We start from the raw sequence: 16,509 nt of genomic DNA on the forward strand, positions 1-16,509 counted from the left end.
AGCTTTGTCGCGAAAAGGGGAACGCCAAAGGAGCAGGGCTATTGAGTTCTTGCGTTCTTCGTAACTGATTTCTCGCGGTACCTGAAGGGGCTTTGGGCGTCGCGCATAACACACGCATCCAAATTGCGGGCTGGCATCCAATAATAAGCGTCGATCCTTTGTGATAGTGACAAGTCATTTCACAGATTTTATCGCGTCCGTCAAGGGTGAACAGCACTTCTATTCGCCGATGATCAAGCATGGCCTACTAGGAGGTATTTGGCACATTGCGGATTATCGCTAACTACGCTCAACACATCGGTTTCGTTTACGCCACCAGTACTGAATAGGAACGTTATCCTCCCTATCCCATACAGCCTGCTCCAGGAGAACTCCACCATGACCAAAGCGTCCGATCTATTCATCCAGTGCCTTGAGGAAGAGGGGGTAGAGTATATTTTCGGGGTTCCTGGCGAGGAGAATCTCGATATGCTCGACAGTCTCAGCCGCTCGACCTCGATTCAGCTGATCCTTACCCGGCACGAACAGGGGGCAGGCTTTATGGCTGCCACCTATGGCCGGCATACCGGGAAGGCCGGGGTGTGCATGGCGACGCTAGGGCCCGGCGCGACGAATTTAGTCACCGCCGCCGCCTATGCGCAGCTTGGTGGTATGCCAATCCTGATGGTCACCGGACAAAAACCGATCAAAAAATCGAAGCAAGGCCGCTTCCAGATCCTCGATGTGGTTGACATGATGAAGTCGCTGACCAAGTTCACTCATCAGCTCGCCAGCGCCGACAACATCCCCAGCCGGGTGCGTGAAGCGTTCCGGCTCGCCGAAGAGGAGAAGCCCGGTGCGACGCATATCGAGTTTCCCGAGGACATCGCCGCCGAGCAGACTGAATCAATGCCGCTCAAGCGCAGCCATACGCGGCGACCCAATGCCGATGTGAAGTCGATTCGCGCTGCGGTGCATGCCCTTGAAAACGCCAAATCGCCGATCCTGGTGGTCGGCGCAGGTGCCAACCGCACCATGACCTGCCGGATGTTGCGGCAGTTCATCGAGAAGACCGGCATTCCGTTCATTACTACTCAGCTCGGCAAGGGCGTGATCGACGAACGTCACCCCAAGTTTGTCGGCTGCGCAGCGCTGTCATCGGGCGATTTTGTCCACCGCGCGGTCGAGGCCGCCGACCTGATCGTCAATATTGGTCATGACGTGATCGAGAAGCCACCGTTCTTCATGCAGCCGGGCGGTACACCGGTGATTCATATTTCGTCCAAGACCGCTGAGGTTGATCCGGTCTATTTTCCACAGATCGAGGTTGTCGGCGATATCGCCAATGCGATCTGGCAGATCAAGCAGGACATCGTTCCCAATGGTGGCTGGACGTTCGACGCCATGCTGACGGCGCGCAAGGGGCAGGTCGCGCACACCGCGTCGATCTCGGGGGATGCACGCTTCCCTATCTTCCCGCCTTACCTGGTCGAGCAGATCCGCGGGGCGATGCCCGAAGATAGCATCATCTGCCTCGATAACGGGGTGTATAAAATCTGGTTTGCACGCGACTATCCGGCCTACCGGCCTAATACCGTGCTACTCGATAACGCGCTCGCCACTATGGGGGCGGGCCTGCCCTCTGCCATGGCATCGGCAATGGTCTACCCTGATCGCAAGGTGATGGCGGTCTGTGGCGATGGCGGCTTTATGATGAACAGCCAGGAAATGGAAACCGCCGTTCGCTTGAAGCTCAACCTCACCGTGTTGATTCTTAACGATAACAGCTATGGCATGATCCGCTGGAAGCAGTCGAATATGGGCTTCAAGGACTGGGGCCTCTCCTATGGCAACCCCGATTTCGTCAAGTATGCAGAAAGCTATGGCGCTATCGGGCATCGCGTGGAAAGTGCTGAGCACCTCCAGCAATTGCTCGCACATACCCGCGACACACCGGGCGTTCATCTGATCGACTGCCCGGTCGACTATTCAGAGAATGACCAGATCCTCAACATCGACATCAAGATGCTGTCGAAAGAATTGCACTCCTTTTCTTCAGCTTCGGTGGAAAGCGGGATGCGCCCCGGGAGTTTCGAATGACTAATCTCAAGTCCATCTATCCGCTCTATCTCAACAACGTGGCGCAACAGCCGAACACCGATCTTGCCGTGACCGACAAGTTCACCGGCGCAGTCGCGTTCCACGTTGCCCAGGCCGACGCCGCGACGATCGATGCGGCGATCGCCGGCGCAGTCGAGGCAGCAGAACCCATGGCGCGGATGGCGAGCTACGAGCGTCAGGCGGTGCTCACCCATTGCGTCACTCGCTTCACCGAGCGGTTCGATGAGCTCGCGTACGCGCTGTGCGTCGAGGCGGGCAAGCCGATCAAGGACAGCGAGGGGGAGGTCGGTCGACTGATCGATACCTTTCGTATCGCCGCCGAGGAGTCGGTGCGGACGACCGGAGAGGTCCAGTCACTCGACATCTCGCCGCGCGCTAAGGGCTATCAGGGTATCTGGAAACGGGTACCCATCGGGCCCTGTTCGTTCATCTCGCCGTTCAACTTCCCGCTTAACCTGGCTGCTCACAAGATAGCCCCGGCGCTTGCGGTGGGCTGTCCGTTCGTGATGAAACCAGCGAGCCGTACCCCCTTGGGCGCGATCATTATCGGCGAAGTGCTTGCCGAGACCGACCTGCCCAAAGGTGCATTCTCGATCCTGCCCGCCAGCCGCTACGGTGCTGACCTGTTCACCACCGATGAACGACTCAAGCTACTCTCGTTCACTGGATCTCCCGATGTCGGCTGGGATCTCAAGGCGCGCTGCGGCAAGAAAAAAGTGGTGCTCGAGCTCGGCGGTAATGCCGCGGTGATCATCGATGCGGATGCCGATCTCGATGATGCGCTGGAGCGTGTCATTTTCGGGGCTTTCTACCAGTCGGGGCAGAGCTGTATCGGGGTGCAGCGCATCATCATCCATGCCGATGTCTATGACCGTTTCCGCGACATGCTGGTCGCCAGGACAAAGACGCTGGTGGCGGGCGACCCCAAGCAGCGCGACACGTTCATCGGCCCGATGATTGATATCAAGGAAGCGACGCGGCTCGAAACCTGGGTCAAGGAGGCCGTCGCTGCTGGTGGGACGCTACTCTGCGGCGGCAACCGTGAGGGTGCGATGCTCGCCGCCACCCTGCTAGAAGCCGTGCCTGCCGACACCAGGATCGTCACTGAAGAGGCATTCGGCCCGGTCGCTGTGCTATCACGCTTCACTGATTTCAATGCTGCTCTCGCCGAGGTTAACGCCTCTAAATTCGGGCTGCAGGCGGGCGTCTTTACCCGCGACTTGTTCAAGATGTTCGATGCCTGGGATCATCTCGATGTCGGCGGGGTAGTGATCAACGATGTGCCCAGCTATCGCGTCGACAACATGCCCTATGGCGGGGTCAAGGACTCGGGCCTGGGCCGCGAAGGCGTGCGTTTCGCGATGGAAGACATGTCCGAAATCCGCAACCTGGTGATTCGCCGACCCTAAGGTTCGCCTTTGGGGCGACTTTTAAGGTTCAGGGGCTACCCCCCCTGAGCCTATCCCCATCAATCCGGCCTAAGAAGGAACAGCCTTTGACGCTTTACCGTGATTTCGGTCAGGGCCCGAGTCTTCCGTGCAGGGGCATTGACCTGGTGAGGGGAGTCCGTATATGCCTGCGTAGGGTGGTAGGCGAAATTCCTCCAGTGTAAGCAACTTCCACGAATGTCCGTAGCTTTTCAATGTCCATTTCAGTGTTCCTCATCTGGCGCCAAAAGTTCTTGCCAAACGCTACTCCCCGATTGAGAAGGTAAATAGGACGCTACTGATACCTCTATGCGCTGCCGCAGTATAGAGCACCAAGGCAAACTCCCGCACGCCCCCCCCGCAAGAACTCTGACGTTCAGTGCAACGCCTGGTAATTGTATTCGCCGAATAGGCGACGATGATCAGATCTACACGCTTGCAGGTGATCACACGCTCATACAAACCTCCGGCAGCCATCCAATAACAAGCGGCGGTGCTTTGCGACAGTGAAGGCGTTTTACGAACCTCTGTGTTTCATGGAGGTGACCACAATGCCGATTGGGTACGGGCGATCATCTCGCGGAACAGCAACGCCTGCGAGCCCTTTCCACTTTTCAACCAGACCCGCAGGACTACTTATGACCACTAAAGCTCGCGCAGCAGTGATAGAACGTAAGGATGCCCCCTTCGTCATGCACGATGTCAGCGTTGAAGATCCCCGGCCGGACGAGGTGCTCGTGAGGATGGTTGCGACAGGAATTTGTGCGACCGACGCGCATGTCCGGCAGCAGCTGTTGCCAACTCCATTGCCGGCAATTCTGGGTCACGAGGGCGCGGGCATTGTTGAGCGCGTCGGTTCAACGGTGACGCACTTGAAACCCGGCGACCACGTAGTGCTGTCCTACAATTCCTGCGGGCAATGCAAGCCCTGTCTGTCTTCTCACCCGGCCTATTGCGACAAGGTTTTGGAGGCCAACTTTGCTGGCGCCAGACTGGATGGCTCCATCGGTGTCAATGCACAAGAGGCGGGCGATCTCCATGCCCATTTCTTCGGCCAGTCCTCGTTCGCTACTTATGCGCTCGCCCACCAGCGTAATACCGTCAAAGTGCCATGTGACATTCCACTGGAAATCCTCGGGCCGCTCGGCTGCGGTTTGCAGACCGGGGCAGGTGCAGTTCTTAAAGCGATGGAGGTACCGGTCGGCGCCACTGTTGCCATATTCGGAGTCGGCGCGGTCGGTCTTGCCGCGATCATGGGCGCCAAGGTGGCTGATGCCGCCACCATCATTGCCATCGATGTGAATGAGCAAAGGCTGGCGCTTGCCATGGAGCTTGGTGCGACACATGTCATTAACGCCGCGGGTGGGGTGGATGTCTCCGCCGCCATTCGGCAGATCGAGCAGCGGGGCGTTGAGTTCGTTCTTGATACCAGCGGGCGGGCGTCGAACCTGGATGCTGGAATTAGCGCACTAGCGCCTCTGGGGTGTTTCGGCTTCGTTGCATTCAGTGCCGATTCGGGGGCGATGGTCGATGCGTCGCGGCTGGCTGTTGGGCAGACGCTCCAGGGCATTATTCAAGGCGACGCCGTGTCTGCGCTGATGATTCCCCAACTGATCGGACTCTATCGCAGCGGCCGGTTTCCGTTTGACCGGCTCATCACCTTTTACGATTTCTCGGACATCAACCAGGCATTCGACGACGTTGCCGCAGGCCGCGTCATCAAGGCAGTGCTGCGTTTCTGAGCACTGACAGAGTGATTGCTCAGCGCTCAACACTAAACGCGACATTTAACAGAGAAAGGAAACAAACCATGTGTGACAACCATCAAAAGCCGATTACGGCATCAGATACTCCCGCATTCTTCGGGATCGACCGTTACGGTTTCCCGGAAGCGGGAGAGCATCCCCTCGACCCAGCTGAATACTACCCAGCGTATTTCTGGAGCGAGCGCTTCAAAAGGCTCGGCTATCACTGTGAGGAGCTGCGCGGTGGTTTCTACTGGGTGACCAGCGGCGGCTATGATGCCGCGTTCGTGGTGACCGACGAAGGCGTGATCGCGATCGATGCCCCACCGACGCTCGGCGAGAACATGCTCGCCGCGATCGAGGAGGTCACCGACAAACCGGTAACGCATGTGATCTACAGCCATTGGCATACCGATCATATTGGTGCCGCTTCGGTCTACGGATCGGACGTGGAGATTGTCGCCCACGATATCACCAAAGAACTGCTGGAGCGCTTCCCGGATCCGTGCCGGCCGCTGCCGACGATCACTTTTGCGAAAGAGTATACGCTGACAATAGGTGGCGTGACCTTGGAGCTCTCCTACAAGGGCGAGAACCACTGTCCTGGTAACATCTTCATCTACGCACCAGCCCAGAAAGTGTTGACCTGCATCGATATCGTCAGCCCTGGCAGCGCCACCTTTATGCACTGCGATGCCTCGCAGAATATCACCGCCTGGTATGAGGCTCAGCACCAGATCATGGAGTACGACTTCGACTTCCTTGTCGCCGGTCATCATATGAAGTACGGCACGCCCGAGCTGGTCAAGGAGTCCATCGAGTATTTCGCTGACATTCTCGAAGGTGCGCAGGCGGCTGTCGATATTTACGCGCGATCCGACCGGCTGATGGACATTATTCTGGAGCCAGGTCTCGACCGCTTCTGGGTCGGTACCGAAAACTGGATCAACTCGATGGTCAACTACACGACCAAGTACGTACTCGAAAAAAAGACCAGCAATGGCAAGCTCTGGTCTGAGCGCCTGGCGGGTGTGACCACGCAGACCAAGTATCACGCCTATACCGTGATGGAGTCGATCCGCATCGAGCGGCCGAATCCCAGCTACCGGTTGCGCGGCGAGAATCCACCGCCATTCCAAGCCTGAGCCCGATGCTGCCCCCTCTCGCCTCGTTCTGGCCGGGGGCACTGTGAGCTAGCGATATCGCCTCACTGTCGGGGCAATATGGAGCTGTGTCACACCCTATTAAATCCGGAGCAATATTGATGACGACTTACTCTGCTAGTAATTGGATCGATGGCCGCTTTGTCTCTTCGTCGCAGCGCGGCAACTCCGTCAATCCAGCGACCTATGAGTCTATCGGAGACTACGCCGATGAAGGCGGTGCCGCGGCCGCTGCTGCTATCGCCGCTGCCTCTCGCGCTTTTCGCGGCACTGGCTGGGCGCACGATACAGAACTGCGCGCCAGGGTTCTCGACCAGATGGCTGAGGCGATCGAAAAGAACCGGGATCGGCTGATTGACATCCTTTCGCTCGAGAACGGCAAAGTCAGGGGCGAAGCGGCAATGGAAGTAGAGGGTTCCCCCAGTAAATTGCGCTACTGGGCCGCAATGGCGCGTACGGAAGCGGGGCGCGCCACGCAGCCGCGACCGGGCAGCCTGTCGGTTATCCTGCGCCAACCGATGGGGGTGGCCGGTGTTATTGTGCCCTGGAACTCGCCGATCATCCTGGGGGCCAGATCGTTCGCCCCGGCGCTGGCGGCAGGGTGCGCCGTAGTGATGAAAATGCCTGGCCAGGTCGCGCAGACGGCAGCGGTACTGGCAGAGATCCTCGCCGAGGTAAGAGACCTCCCGAACGGTGTCATGAACATCTTCGCGGAGAGCGGATCAGAGGGCGCAGCTCTCATGGTGGAAAGCGCGGATGTGCCGACGATCAGCTTTACCGGAAGCACTAAGACTGGGGCGGCCATCGGTGCGGTCGGCGCGCGACGGATTAAGCGTTTCGGACTTGAACTGGGTGGCAAGGCGCCGATGATTGTCTTTGATGACGCTGACGTTCCCCCCATGCTGCCCGTGCTCGAGAAGGCTCTAACGGTTTTCGCTGGTCAATTCTGCATGACGGGTTCTCGGCTGCTCGTTCAGGACGGGGTGTACGATACGGTTCGGGATCAGCTTGCCGAGAGGCTGCGCGCCGTGCGTGTGGGCCCAGCCTCCGATCCAGCAAGTGACATGGGGCCTTTGATCGACAAGGCGAATGTCGCCCGCGTCGACGAGGTCGTCAGACACGCCTTGAAGGTTGGTGCGACGGCCGTGGTCAGAGGCGGGCCGTTTACCGATGGTTCGCTCGCCAAAGGCGCCTTCTTTCGTCCCGCCATGATCGAGGTCAGTGACAACAGCCTGGCTATCGTTCAGGAAGAGACGTTCGGGCCCGTTCTCACCCTCCAGCGTTTCGGCAACGAGGCTGAAGCCATCGACCTTGCCAACGACAGCGACTACGGATTGTCAGCCAGCGTCTGGACGCAGGATATCAACCGCGCCCTGCGTATTGCTGGGGCGCTGGAGGTGGGCAGCGTGTTCGTCAATGATTGGGCAAAGGTGTATGACGGCACAGAAGAGGGCGGGTTCAAGCTATCTGGCCTGGGCAGGCTCAACGGACATGCTGCACTTGATGACTTCATCGAGTACAAGCACATAGCGTTGAATCCTGGTCTGGCTGGAGACTCGGCAGGGTCGGTGCGCTAAGGCGGCTCTGGCATGCTGGTCATCCGCGCTTCGTGTCCTCGGAGAAGCGTGCAGGCCGCATCGTGCCAGCGTGGGGGAATTTCCCCTGGCGATAAGCGGCATAGTAGCCGGCCATTTCCTCGTCAGATCCAGCGATGAAGGGCCCTTTGGCAACCACCGATATGCTCTGCGGCTGGCCGGCGTATAGCAGCAGGCGAGCGCCATCATCACCCGCCCGCAACCTAAGCAGACTGTCGCCGTCGCCCATGGGGCCTGTCCAGCCCACCGTATCTTTAGCAAGTATCTCGGCTGTGGCGCCGACCTCCACCTCTCCATTAATTCCCACCACAAACGCGTTGTAGGAGCCGGGCAAATGTGGCACGAAAGTGGCCCCGGGTTCCAACCGGATGTCGATCAAGGTTACCGGGACTGCGTTCAGCGTAGGCGCCACCGCGTTGCCTGACTTGCCGCTGTAGACCGTCGCCAGGACGCCAGGCTCAGTGTGTACCGGCATCTCCGCGCGACGTAGGATCTGCACCCGTGGCGGTATGTTGCGCTGCGCTTCGGGCAAAATCAGCCAAAGCTGGAACAGGCGCATCCCGGTGGAGACCATAGAGTTCTCAGCATGGACGATGCCGCTGCCAGCCGTCATCCATTCGACATCACCTTCCTCCAGCCGTCCCCCGGTATCCTCCATCATTCCGTTGAGCATGAAGGTGACGGTCTCGAGTCCGGCGTGTGGGTGCGAATCCCCAAACCTTCCAGCTTCGGTGATGTTGTCATCGGCCATGAGGAAGAACGGATCGGTCATGGACAGATCACCAGGTGCTATCACCAAAGCGGCCTTATGCCTCTCACCGTCAAAACCCGGGCCCAGCGCAGGTATTCTGGTAATACGATCAATCGATCTCTCGAGCATTAGTTCAGTCCTTTTCGTGGTTCCGGTCATGGTTCAGAGCGGCTCGTCAGGAATTGATACCGACTCGGCATTACTGTCCATCATCCCGGATCTACGTGACCTGAATCCAGATGCGTGTTTGAGAACCTAGCGTTGCTCAATGCGCAATCCACAGATTGGCGAGTGGCCTTATATACTTCGTCAATGCCAATTCGCCGCGATAGCCACCAGCCTGAGCAGCACCGCTCGATGACCACGATTCGCGACCTTCTTGATGAGGAGGTTGTGGAATTTCCCGTGCATGAGCGCTCTCCCGTCCCCGGATCTCCTGCAACGCCGACGCATGGGGCGGCTACTCGAGTGGCCTACGTACTTGTCGCAGTGCTGGTTGGGACAACTGCGGGTCTGAGCGGCGCACTGGTGAGTGTCAACACCCTCCATTTGCAGCAAATAATGAACCTGAGTGCCCACCAAGTGGCTTGGCTAACGACCTGTTATGTGATGACCGCTGTCTCGGCCAACCTGCTGCTGATTAAGGTGCGACAGCAATACGGGCTGCGCCGCTTCGCCCTGGCCTTTCTGGGCCTTCATGCCATCCTGGCGCTGATGCTGGTGTTCGTGCCTGGCCTCGGGACGGCGTTGTTGGTGCGCGCGGTCAGCGGGTTCGTGGCGGTCGCACTGATACCACTGTGTCTCTTCAACATGATGCAGGCTTTTCCTGCGAGATGGCGTCTTCGGGGGCTGGTACTTGGCATCGGAGTGACGCAGTGCGCCGTGCCGTTGGCCCACGTCCTTTCGCCGTCGTTACTTGCCAGCCAAGGATGGCGCTCCTTGTTTTTGCTCGAGGCGGGACTCGCCCTGCTTTCACTGGCGGCAGTGGGGGTGTTACGCCTGCCGCCGGCAGAGCGAGTCCGCGTCTTTCAGCCACTCGACTTGTTGACCTTCGTTCTCATGGGTAGCGGTTTGGCTCTAATCGCTGCTGTGCTGGGTCTGGGCCGATGGGAGGGGTGGTTTCAGGCGCCGTGGATAGTCACGTCACTTTTCATCGCCATACCGGCACTGATGGCAGCAGGTGCAATTGAGACGTCCCGCCGGACGCCACTGTTGAACCTTCGTTGGCTCGGGCGCGGAGACGTCGCGCGCTTCGCCGTAGCAGTCTTCATGGCGCGGATCGTATTGGCAGAACAGGGAATCGCGATCGGCGTGGTGAGTGAATTGGGCGGCACGTCGCAGCAACTTGCCGTGCTCTCGATGGCTATACTGGGCGGAGCGGTCGGTGGGGTTGTGATTAGCGCCCTCACAGTAAATGCCGAGAAGCTTGCCAGGCCAATGATGCTCGCAGTCGGGATTATCGGCCTTGCCGCCCTGGTCGACAGCATGTCGGATGGTTCGCATCATCTGCAACGCTTTTACTTGACTCAGGGCGCGATCGCCTTCGCGGGAACGTTCTTTCTGGGGCCCGCGTTATTGCTGGGCATTACCAGCGCACTTCAACACGGCGGCAGGGAATTGATCAGCTTCATCGTTCTTTTCGGGATCGTCAACGCGCTTGGCGGGCTGGCTGGTCCGGCGCTGCTAGGAAGCTACAATGACTGGAGCCGGGCAGTCGGTGGAACCCCGCTTGGCGCAAGTTTGGATACGTTGCGCCTGGTGGCTGTGATCGCCGGGTTCACGACGATCTACCTTGCGATACTGCTCACCCTGCGGATACGGCGGAAGCTTGCAGAGCTGCGAACCCTCCGCGACGCGACTCTGACGTCTCAAACGGGGGTGGCAGACACGCCCATAGCCCAGGAGCGTGGGAGCCGTTGGCGACCGCCTCGCCCCAGTACCGCTTTGGCTACTGTATTTACTGCCCTCGCATTGCTAGGTGGTGCGCTGGTTCTGGCAGCCTGGAAGCTGCCGGTCTGAAGCGCAGTCTATTTGCTCATACCCCCGGAGCAAGCCTTTCGTATAGGAAGTTTACAAGTGCTCGCATCCTCGCGATACGGGATCGTGCAGCCGGCATGTAGATATGCAGGTCGGCGCCTTCGTGTGGAAAGACAGGCAGCACCGCTTCGAGCTCGCCTTGTGCCAGCGAATCCTCGACCATGAATCTCGGAACGAGTGCCATACCCAGACCCGCAAGTGCGGCGGCCAGGAGCATTTGCCCGTTACTGGTGCGAAAGCGTGAATTCATGCGTACATGCTCCCAGCCCTCCGGGCCCTGGAAGCGCCAATGGCCGGTATCCAAAGCATGGAGCAGGGCATCGTGTGAGGTCATTTCTGCTGGGGTTTGTGGGCGTCCACGTGCATCCAGATAGCCCGGACTAGCGACGACGACCCATTGCACACTGGCTAGTTTGCGCGTGATGAGTGTCTGGTCTGAGACAGCGCCCACCCAGATCGAGAGGTCATAGGCTTCGGCGCTCATGTCCACCTGACGATCCTCGAAGCGAATGTCGAGCTGAAGGCGCGGATGCAGTAGCGCAAACTCGGCGAGCAGTGGCGCAAATACAAACTCGCCAAACGCAGTCTGGACCTGAATACGAAGGTGGCCGGAAACCTCACTCGTCAACTTGTTGACGACTTCCTGCGCTGACTCAAGTTCAGCCAAACCGGCGCCAGCGCGGGCATGGTACTCGCGACCGATATCGGTCGGTGTCGTACCTCTGGGCGTTCGGGTTAGCAATTGAGCGCCGAGTACAGCCTCCAGGCGGCTTACGCGGCGGCTGACCATGGATTTCGCAATACCAAGGCGCGCGGCAGCGTTCCCGATGCTCCCAGTCTCCACCACCCGGATGAAGGCAATGACATCTAATAATTCAACGCGTGAGTGTTCCTGCATTAGCAACTCGAAGGTCTAGTCGTTCTATATAGGGCAATGATACAGAATCGCTTCTCTGGCTACGTCGGTTTCGGCACAGACTACTCTAGCTGCATAGTCTCTGGTCGTAGTGAGCGTAGTGAGGGCGGTCTCGCGGGTGGATCTTGTAAGCAGTTGGATGCCAAGTTCGGCTTCAAGCCGGGCGATCCGACGACTGTCGGTCGACTTGGTGACGTCAAGCCGGAGAGCAGCCGGTGAAACTTCCCCAACATAAGCAATTTCCACGAATGTCTGTAGCTCTTCACTGCCCACTTTAGTGTTCCCCATCAGCGACAAGGGTTTCCACACAATGGTACTGACATATAAAGAGCGGAAATAGAACGATACTGCTACCAATAGGCATCGCCGTTGAGGTTTTCGGTGAACGAACACCAGTAACACTGGGTGTGCGCTCTCACGTATTGGGGGCGTTTTGCTGGACAATCGGGGGCAGTGAACATCATGAGAAATGGCAGCGGAGCGATTATATAGTCAGCACCAGTACCCATTCCCCTCTTTCAATATAAGGCTGTAAGCAGCAGTTAAAGTGTTGGCCAATCCCCAGCTCGGCTAACATCATAGTGAATAGGCCGTTGCCGCCGTTATGGTGGCGCTGTTTAACTCGGGCTACTCAAGAAGCCTTGGTGCTCTTAGAAACTGAGCGCAATGCCGAGCCACTCCATAGGTACGGAGAGTGTTCAAAGTACTCGATCAGCATCTCGGTAAGGATCCGGATCTTCCGTGCAGGATGCTGGCCTGGCGGGCGGATAACATAGGCACCGGCTGGAGGGGGAGGATAGCGCGTCATAATGGGAACAAGCGCACCAGATGCCCTATGTTCCTGGGTAATGAAGTCGGGCAGCCAGGCTACGCCAAGCCCAGCTACAGCGGCGGCGGCAAGGGCTGTGGCGCTGTCGGCCTTGAATCGCCCTTGCGGGTGCACCGTTATGATCTTGTCTCCGTCCATGAATTGCCAGGCTTCTGTGCCCTGCATAAGAGCCTCATGGGCCAATATTTCATCTGGCTTCCCCGGCGCCCCATGTGTCTTGATATAGCATGGGCTCGCAACGAGGTTGCCGAAAATAGGGCCAACGCGCCGTGCTTTCAGGGTCGAATCCTCTAGAAAGCCAAGCCGTATCGCACAGTCATAACCATCGGTGATCAGATCAACACGGCTATCACTGTAGCAGGTGTGTATGTGTAGTTGAGGGTGTCGTCGTGCCATTTCTGCCAGTACAGGAGCGAAATGCGTTGGTCCAAACGATAGTGGAGCTGCGATTCTCAGGCGCCCGCGAAGTGCACCGTTGGGTAGAATCGCTTCTCTAGCCACGTCGGTTTCTACGCAGATTTTGGCTGCATAGTCTCTAAAGGTAGTACCAGCTTCGGTAAGCGCTGCCCCGCGGGTGGTTCGCGAAAGAAGTTGAACCCCCAGTTCCGCTTCGAGACGGGCGAGGCGGCGACTAACAATCGACTTGGCTATACCGAGCCGAAGGGCGGCAGGTGATATGCCTCCAGCGTGAGCAACCTCTACGAATGTCTGTAATTCTTCAATGTCCATTTTAGCGTTCCACGAATAGCAACAATGTTTCTGCAAAATGTTACTACCCGGCTGAAAACCCGAATAGGACGATACTGCTGCAAATAAGTGTCCGCTTTTTGGGCATGCCTTGTGCTTTCGCCAGAACAGTGTGGTGCCGCTCTGGGCACCTATCTAGCACAGGATGTACGACCCTTCGATATCCCCTTCATTGTTCCCCATTCTGCGACACAGCTTAGCTTCAAAGGGGGCTACTGCGCTGAGTATAAGTGCAGCAGTATCTAATTCCGGGCAATGTTGCCGCTGGCGCATTGCTAACGGGAAACCAAGCTCGCAAAAGTTGACAACTGACAGAGGATATTTTCATGACTTTTCGTAATGGCCTTGCGTCTCTTCTTCGTCCCGAAGACTCGGTGTTGGTGATGATTGACCACCAACCCTACCAGCTCGCAAATCTTAATAGTCACGAACCAACGATGGTAATTAACAATTCAGCGGCGCTTGCGAAGGCTGCAAAAGCTTTCAATGTTCCTACCATCCTGACGAGTGTGGTCGCTGCCCAGGGCGGCGACATCTTTCCTCAGATTACTGATGTATTTCCTGGCCAGGAGATCATCGACCGCACGTTTATCAACACTTGGGAAGACAAGCCAACAGTAGACGCGGTCAAGGCGACGGGCCGCAAGCAACTGATCATCGCAGGCCTGTGGACCGAAATTTGTGTTGCCATGCCGGCTATCCAGGCTGCTGGCGAGGGCTGGGACGTGACTGTCATCACGGATGCCTCTGGCGGTACGTCGGTGGAGGCTCACGAAGTTGGCATACAGCGCATGATTGCAGCCGGCGTGAACATGATGACCTGGATGGCATTGGCGTCCGAATGGCAGCGAGACTGGGCACGAACCGAGCACCTTGCCGAGATACTCGAGGTCATGAGGCAGCATGGCGGTGGCAGCAGTATCGCGTATATGTGGGAGCAGCAGTTGCTCAATACGCCAGTGCCTGGCAGCGCAGGATAATCTGAGCAGGGATGACGAGATTTGTTCGGCGATGTGCGCGCTGATGGCTTTTCGATTCTCGTTATCCCTCCTGCAACAACCCGCTATACCCGCAGCCAGTACACGTTGATGTAAACAGAGAGAGCATATCGTTCTCAAGCGGGGCAACGGCATAGTTGGCAAGGGGCGTACCAAACTATTTCTTCGAACCTCTATCCATCCAAACGCGACATCTTTGTTCTATCGTCTCCGTTATTAGCGCTTTAACGTCCCAGTGGTACTCACCAACAGGAGCAGTATCCATGACTACGTTCACTACCAGCGATAACGTCTCACTTTTCTATAAAGATTGGGGCTCGGGTCAGCCAGTCTTTTTCTCGCACGGTTGGCCGCTTTCCTCAGACGCCTGGGATAACCAGATGCTGTTCTTCGGCCAGCAGGGTTATCGGGTTATTGCCCATGATCGCCGGGGCCACGGGCGCTCGGAGCAGACCTGGGATGGCAATAATATGGATCGTTATGCGGACGATCTCGCCGAGCTTTTCGAGCATCTGGATCTTCGCAATATCATCATGATTGGCCACTCCACCGGTGGCGGCGAAGTGGCGCACTATATCGGACGCCATGGTTCTTCGCGGGTGGCTAAAGCCGTATTAGTTGGTGCAGTGCCACCTTTGATGCTGAAAACCGATAGCAATCCTCATGGCACGCCAATGGAAGCGTTTGAAGGTATTCGTGCGGGCACTGCGTCGAATCGTTCGCAGTTTTTCCGTGACCTGACCGTGCCTTTTTACGGATTCAACAGGGAAGGGGCTGCCGTCAATGAAGGGCTGCAGGAATCGTTTTGGCTGCAGGGCATGCAGGGAGGGATCAAGGCTCACTATGATTGCATTCACGAGTTTTCTGAAGTCGATTATACCGCTGACCTGAAAGCCATCGACAAGCCCGTATTGTTTATCCATGGCGATGACGACCAGATCGTCCCGCTCGCCGCTTCTGCTGAATTGGCTGCTGAGATCGTCAATGACGGCATCCTGAAAGTCTACCCTGGTGGTTCGCATGGGCTTGCCCAGATTGATGCCGACCAGTTCAACACAGATGTGCTGAGCTTTATGCGTAGCTGAAACTTCCACGACGCTCGAGCAGTTAGTCGGGCGTCGTTCATCACACTATTGTCCCAATCTCAGGCAGTTATCCAAGAGTCAGCGAGGGTATTTTGCAACAGTGTGCTGGCGTGTTTCGACATCCATCAAATTTGCCAAAGGTGAGTCCCATGCAGAACTCCAGGCTTGAAATTCCTACGCCCAGCAATTCAAAGCTGAACTGTTCACAACGGATCTTTATCGATCAACAGTCGCAGATGTCTTTCTCTGTGCAGACTATTGGCCGATAAGCTGCGCAGAACGATGAAGCATTATTCAATACATCTAGCGGGCCACTAATTGTCGATCGTGGGCCACCATATCTGCTTTATTCAAGGCGACTGGCTTATCCCTGAAGTATGGGAAAAGTTCGAGCGCCACTTCAAAGCCTGCGGTTACACCTGCAGTGTTCTGTCGCTACCCGTGCCGGGTGAGCAAGGGTGGTATCAAGTTCTGCATGGCAAAGAGGCCAGGTTTTCACCCCTTAAATACCTTGTGGATTTCTACGCGGTGCAGATTGCAGGTTTTTCGACGCCACCTATTCTGATTGGTCATGCGATGGGTGGGCTGATCGTTCAACTGCTGCTTGACCGTGGTATAGGGGGGGCTGGTATCGCCATCGCCTCGCGACCACCGCAGCGGGTCTCGCCTGGCTGTCGCTCGTTACTGCAGATACTCACGGCAAGCGCTGAGCGATGGCAAGGCATGCGCTTTTTGCGCATGACGCCTGCGCAGTTTTTCTGCCGTGTAGCGCATCCGGCATCCCGCCCTTTAGCAGCGCCGCTGTATGAGCAGTTGGTTGGCAGAGTCCCGCAAACCCTGATGATAACGGCGGCACTGGGCGTGGGTGGCAGGCTACTCTTCACTCAGGAGCGGGGGCCGCTCTTACTCATCTCGGCTAGTGATGATCGAATGGTTGCCAGTTCTGTGGTTTTAGCCAACTATTTCTATCAGAGACGATCCTTGGCTCCCACAGACTACATCGCGTTTCCTGGGCATGGTCATCTGCTTATTGTGCAGCCAGGCTGGGAGCATGTCGCGGATCGAATTATTGAATGGCTTCAGCAGCAGTTGGGCCGGTTTTGAAACTGGGCAATG

The 16,509-nt window shown here is 57.3% G+C and carries 13 protein-coding genes; 9 read left to right on the plus strand and 4 right to left on the minus strand.

From position 1 onward, the window contains the following. The first annotated feature begins 378 nt into the window (after positions 1-378). The 5 genes from OM794_RS10175 to OM794_RS10195 all read left to right on the plus strand — a co-directional run bounded on the left by OM794_RS10175 (position 379) and on the right by OM794_RS10195 (position 8,012). Entirely contained in the window at positions 379-2,079 is a 1,701-nt protein-coding gene (locus OM794_RS10175) for an acetolactate synthase large subunit (RefSeq protein WP_226249841.1), read from the plus strand. Then, the gene (locus tag OM794_RS10180) at positions 2,076-3,509 is read left to right on the plus strand and encodes an aldehyde dehydrogenase family protein (RefSeq protein ID WP_226249842.1); all 1,434 of its coding nucleotides are present in this window, start codon (positions 2,076-2,078) and stop codon (positions 3,507-3,509) included. The genes OM794_RS10175 and OM794_RS10180 overlap by 4 nt, the downstream gene beginning before the upstream one ends. 656 nt (positions 3,510-4,165) lie before the next feature. Continuing rightward, positions 4,166-5,269, plus strand: a complete 1,104-nt coding sequence (locus OM794_RS10185) for an NAD(P)-dependent alcohol dehydrogenase (protein ID WP_226249843.1) — start codon at positions 4,166-4,168, stop codon at positions 5,267-5,269. 68 nt (positions 5,270-5,337) lie between these two features. Next, the gene (locus OM794_RS10190; protein WP_226249844.1) at positions 5,338-6,417 is read left to right on the plus strand and encodes an MBL fold metallo-hydrolase; all 1,080 of its coding nucleotides are present in this window, start codon (positions 5,338-5,340) and stop codon (positions 6,415-6,417) included. 119 nt (positions 6,418-6,536) lie between these two features. Next, entirely contained in the window at positions 6,537-8,012 is a 1,476-nt protein-coding gene (locus OM794_RS10195) for an aldehyde dehydrogenase family protein (RefSeq protein WP_226249845.1), read from the plus strand. A 19-nt stretch (positions 8,013-8,031) separates the two neighbouring features. On the opposite strand, the gene OM794_RS10200 is transcribed toward OM794_RS10195, so the two are convergent. Beyond that, the gene (locus OM794_RS10200; protein ID WP_226249846.1) at positions 8,032-8,802 is read right to left on the minus strand and encodes a pirin family protein; all 771 of its coding nucleotides are present in this window, start codon (positions 8,800-8,802) and stop codon (positions 8,032-8,034) included. Positions 8,803-9,138: 336 nt separating this feature from the next. Here OM794_RS10200 and OM794_RS10205 point away from each other — a divergent pair, with 336 nt between their 5' ends. Beyond that, positions 9,139-10,800, plus strand: a complete 1,662-nt coding sequence (locus OM794_RS10205) for an MFS transporter (RefSeq protein WP_226249847.1) — start codon at positions 9,139-9,141, stop codon at positions 10,798-10,800. A 16-nt stretch (positions 10,801-10,816) separates the two neighbouring features. Here the strand turns inward: OM794_RS10205 and OM794_RS10210 are convergent, their stop codons facing one another. The 3 genes from OM794_RS10210 to OM794_RS10220 form a co-directional block, all read right to left on the minus strand. Continuing rightward, a complete protein-coding gene (locus OM794_RS10210; RefSeq protein WP_226249848.1) occupies positions 10,817-11,716 on the minus strand; it encodes a LysR family transcriptional regulator in 900 nt (299 codons plus the stop codon). Between the two features lie 24 nt (positions 11,717-11,740). Beyond that, the gene (locus OM794_RS10215; protein ID WP_226250038.1) at positions 11,741-12,022 is read right to left on the minus strand and encodes a helix-turn-helix domain-containing protein; all 282 of its coding nucleotides are present in this window, start codon (positions 12,020-12,022) and stop codon (positions 11,741-11,743) included. 343 nt (positions 12,023-12,365) lie between these two features. After that, positions 12,366-13,292 carry a LysR family transcriptional regulator gene (locus OM794_RS10220; protein ID WP_226249849.1) on the minus strand — a complete coding sequence of 309 codons (927 nt, stop codon included), beginning with the start codon at positions 13,290-13,292 and terminating at the stop codon, positions 12,366-12,368. 344 nt (positions 13,293-13,636) lie between these two features. Between OM794_RS10220 and OM794_RS10225 the strand changes: the two genes are divergently transcribed. The 3 genes from OM794_RS10225 (at position 13,637) to OM794_RS10235 (ending at position 16,497) form a co-directional block, all read left to right on the plus strand. Further along, the gene (locus tag OM794_RS10225; RefSeq protein WP_226249850.1) at positions 13,637-14,290 is read left to right on the plus strand and encodes a hydrolase; all 654 of its coding nucleotides are present in this window, start codon (positions 13,637-13,639) and stop codon (positions 14,288-14,290) included. 281 nt (positions 14,291-14,571) lie between these two features. Then, positions 14,572-15,393: an alpha/beta fold hydrolase gene (locus tag OM794_RS10230; protein ID WP_226249851.1), complete on the plus strand. Its 822-nt coding sequence runs from the start codon at positions 14,572-14,574 to the stop codon at positions 15,391-15,393. Positions 15,394-15,720: 327 nt separating this feature from the next. Continuing rightward, positions 15,721-16,497 (plus strand): alpha/beta hydrolase, encoded by a 777-nt coding sequence (locus tag OM794_RS10235; protein WP_226250039.1) that lies wholly within the window; start codon positions 15,721-15,723, stop codon positions 16,495-16,497. Positions 16,498-16,509 lie beyond the last annotated feature (12 nt).

The organism is Halomonas sp. BDJS001 (assembly GCF_026104355.1).
Taxonomy (GTDB): domain Bacteria; phylum Pseudomonadota; class Gammaproteobacteria; order Pseudomonadales; family Halomonadaceae; genus Vreelandella.

What these genes read in the sequence shown, in the direction of transcription:
- OM794_RS10210 (WP_226249848.1), bottom strand. Translation starts at nt 11,716, where the DNA reads ATGCAGGAACACTCACGCGTTGAATTATTAGATGTCATTGCCTTCATC.
- OM794_RS10200 (WP_226249846.1), bottom strand. Translation starts at nt 8,802, where the DNA reads ATGACCGATCCGTTCTTCCTCATGGCCGATGACAACATCACCGAAGCT.
- OM794_RS10175 (WP_226249841.1), top strand. Translation starts at nt 379, where the DNA reads ATGACCAAAGCGTCCGATCTATTCATCCAGTGCCTTGAGGAAGAGGGG.
- OM794_RS10205 (WP_226249847.1), top strand. Translation starts at nt 9,139, where the DNA reads ATGACCACGATTCGCGACCTTCTTGATGAGGAGGTTGTGGAATTTCCC.
- OM794_RS10190 (WP_226249844.1), top strand. Translation starts at nt 5,338, where the DNA reads ATGTGTGACAACCATCAAAAGCCGATTACGGCATCAGATACTCCCGCA.
- OM794_RS10195 (WP_226249845.1), top strand. Translation starts at nt 6,537, where the DNA reads ATGACGACTTACTCTGCTAGTAATTGGATCGATGGCCGCTTTGTCTCT.
- OM794_RS10225 (WP_226249850.1), top strand. Translation starts at nt 13,637, where the DNA reads ATGACTTTTCGTAATGGCCTTGCGTCTCTTCTTCGTCCCGAAGACTCG.
- OM794_RS10180 (WP_226249842.1), top strand. Translation starts at nt 2,076, where the DNA reads ATGACTAATCTCAAGTCCATCTATCCGCTCTATCTCAACAACGTGGCG.
- OM794_RS10230 (WP_226249851.1), top strand. Translation starts at nt 14,572, where the DNA reads ATGACTACGTTCACTACCAGCGATAACGTCTCACTTTTCTATAAAGAT.
- OM794_RS10185 (WP_226249843.1), top strand. Translation starts at nt 4,166, where the DNA reads ATGACCACTAAAGCTCGCGCAGCAGTGATAGAACGTAAGGATGCCCCC.
- OM794_RS10215 (WP_226250038.1), bottom strand. Translation starts at nt 12,022, where the DNA reads ATGGGGAACACTAAAGTGGGCAGTGAAGAGCTACAGACATTCGTGGAA.
- OM794_RS10220 (WP_226249849.1), bottom strand. Translation starts at nt 13,292, where the DNA reads ATGGACATTGAAGAATTACAGACATTCGTAGAGGTTGCTCACGCTGGA.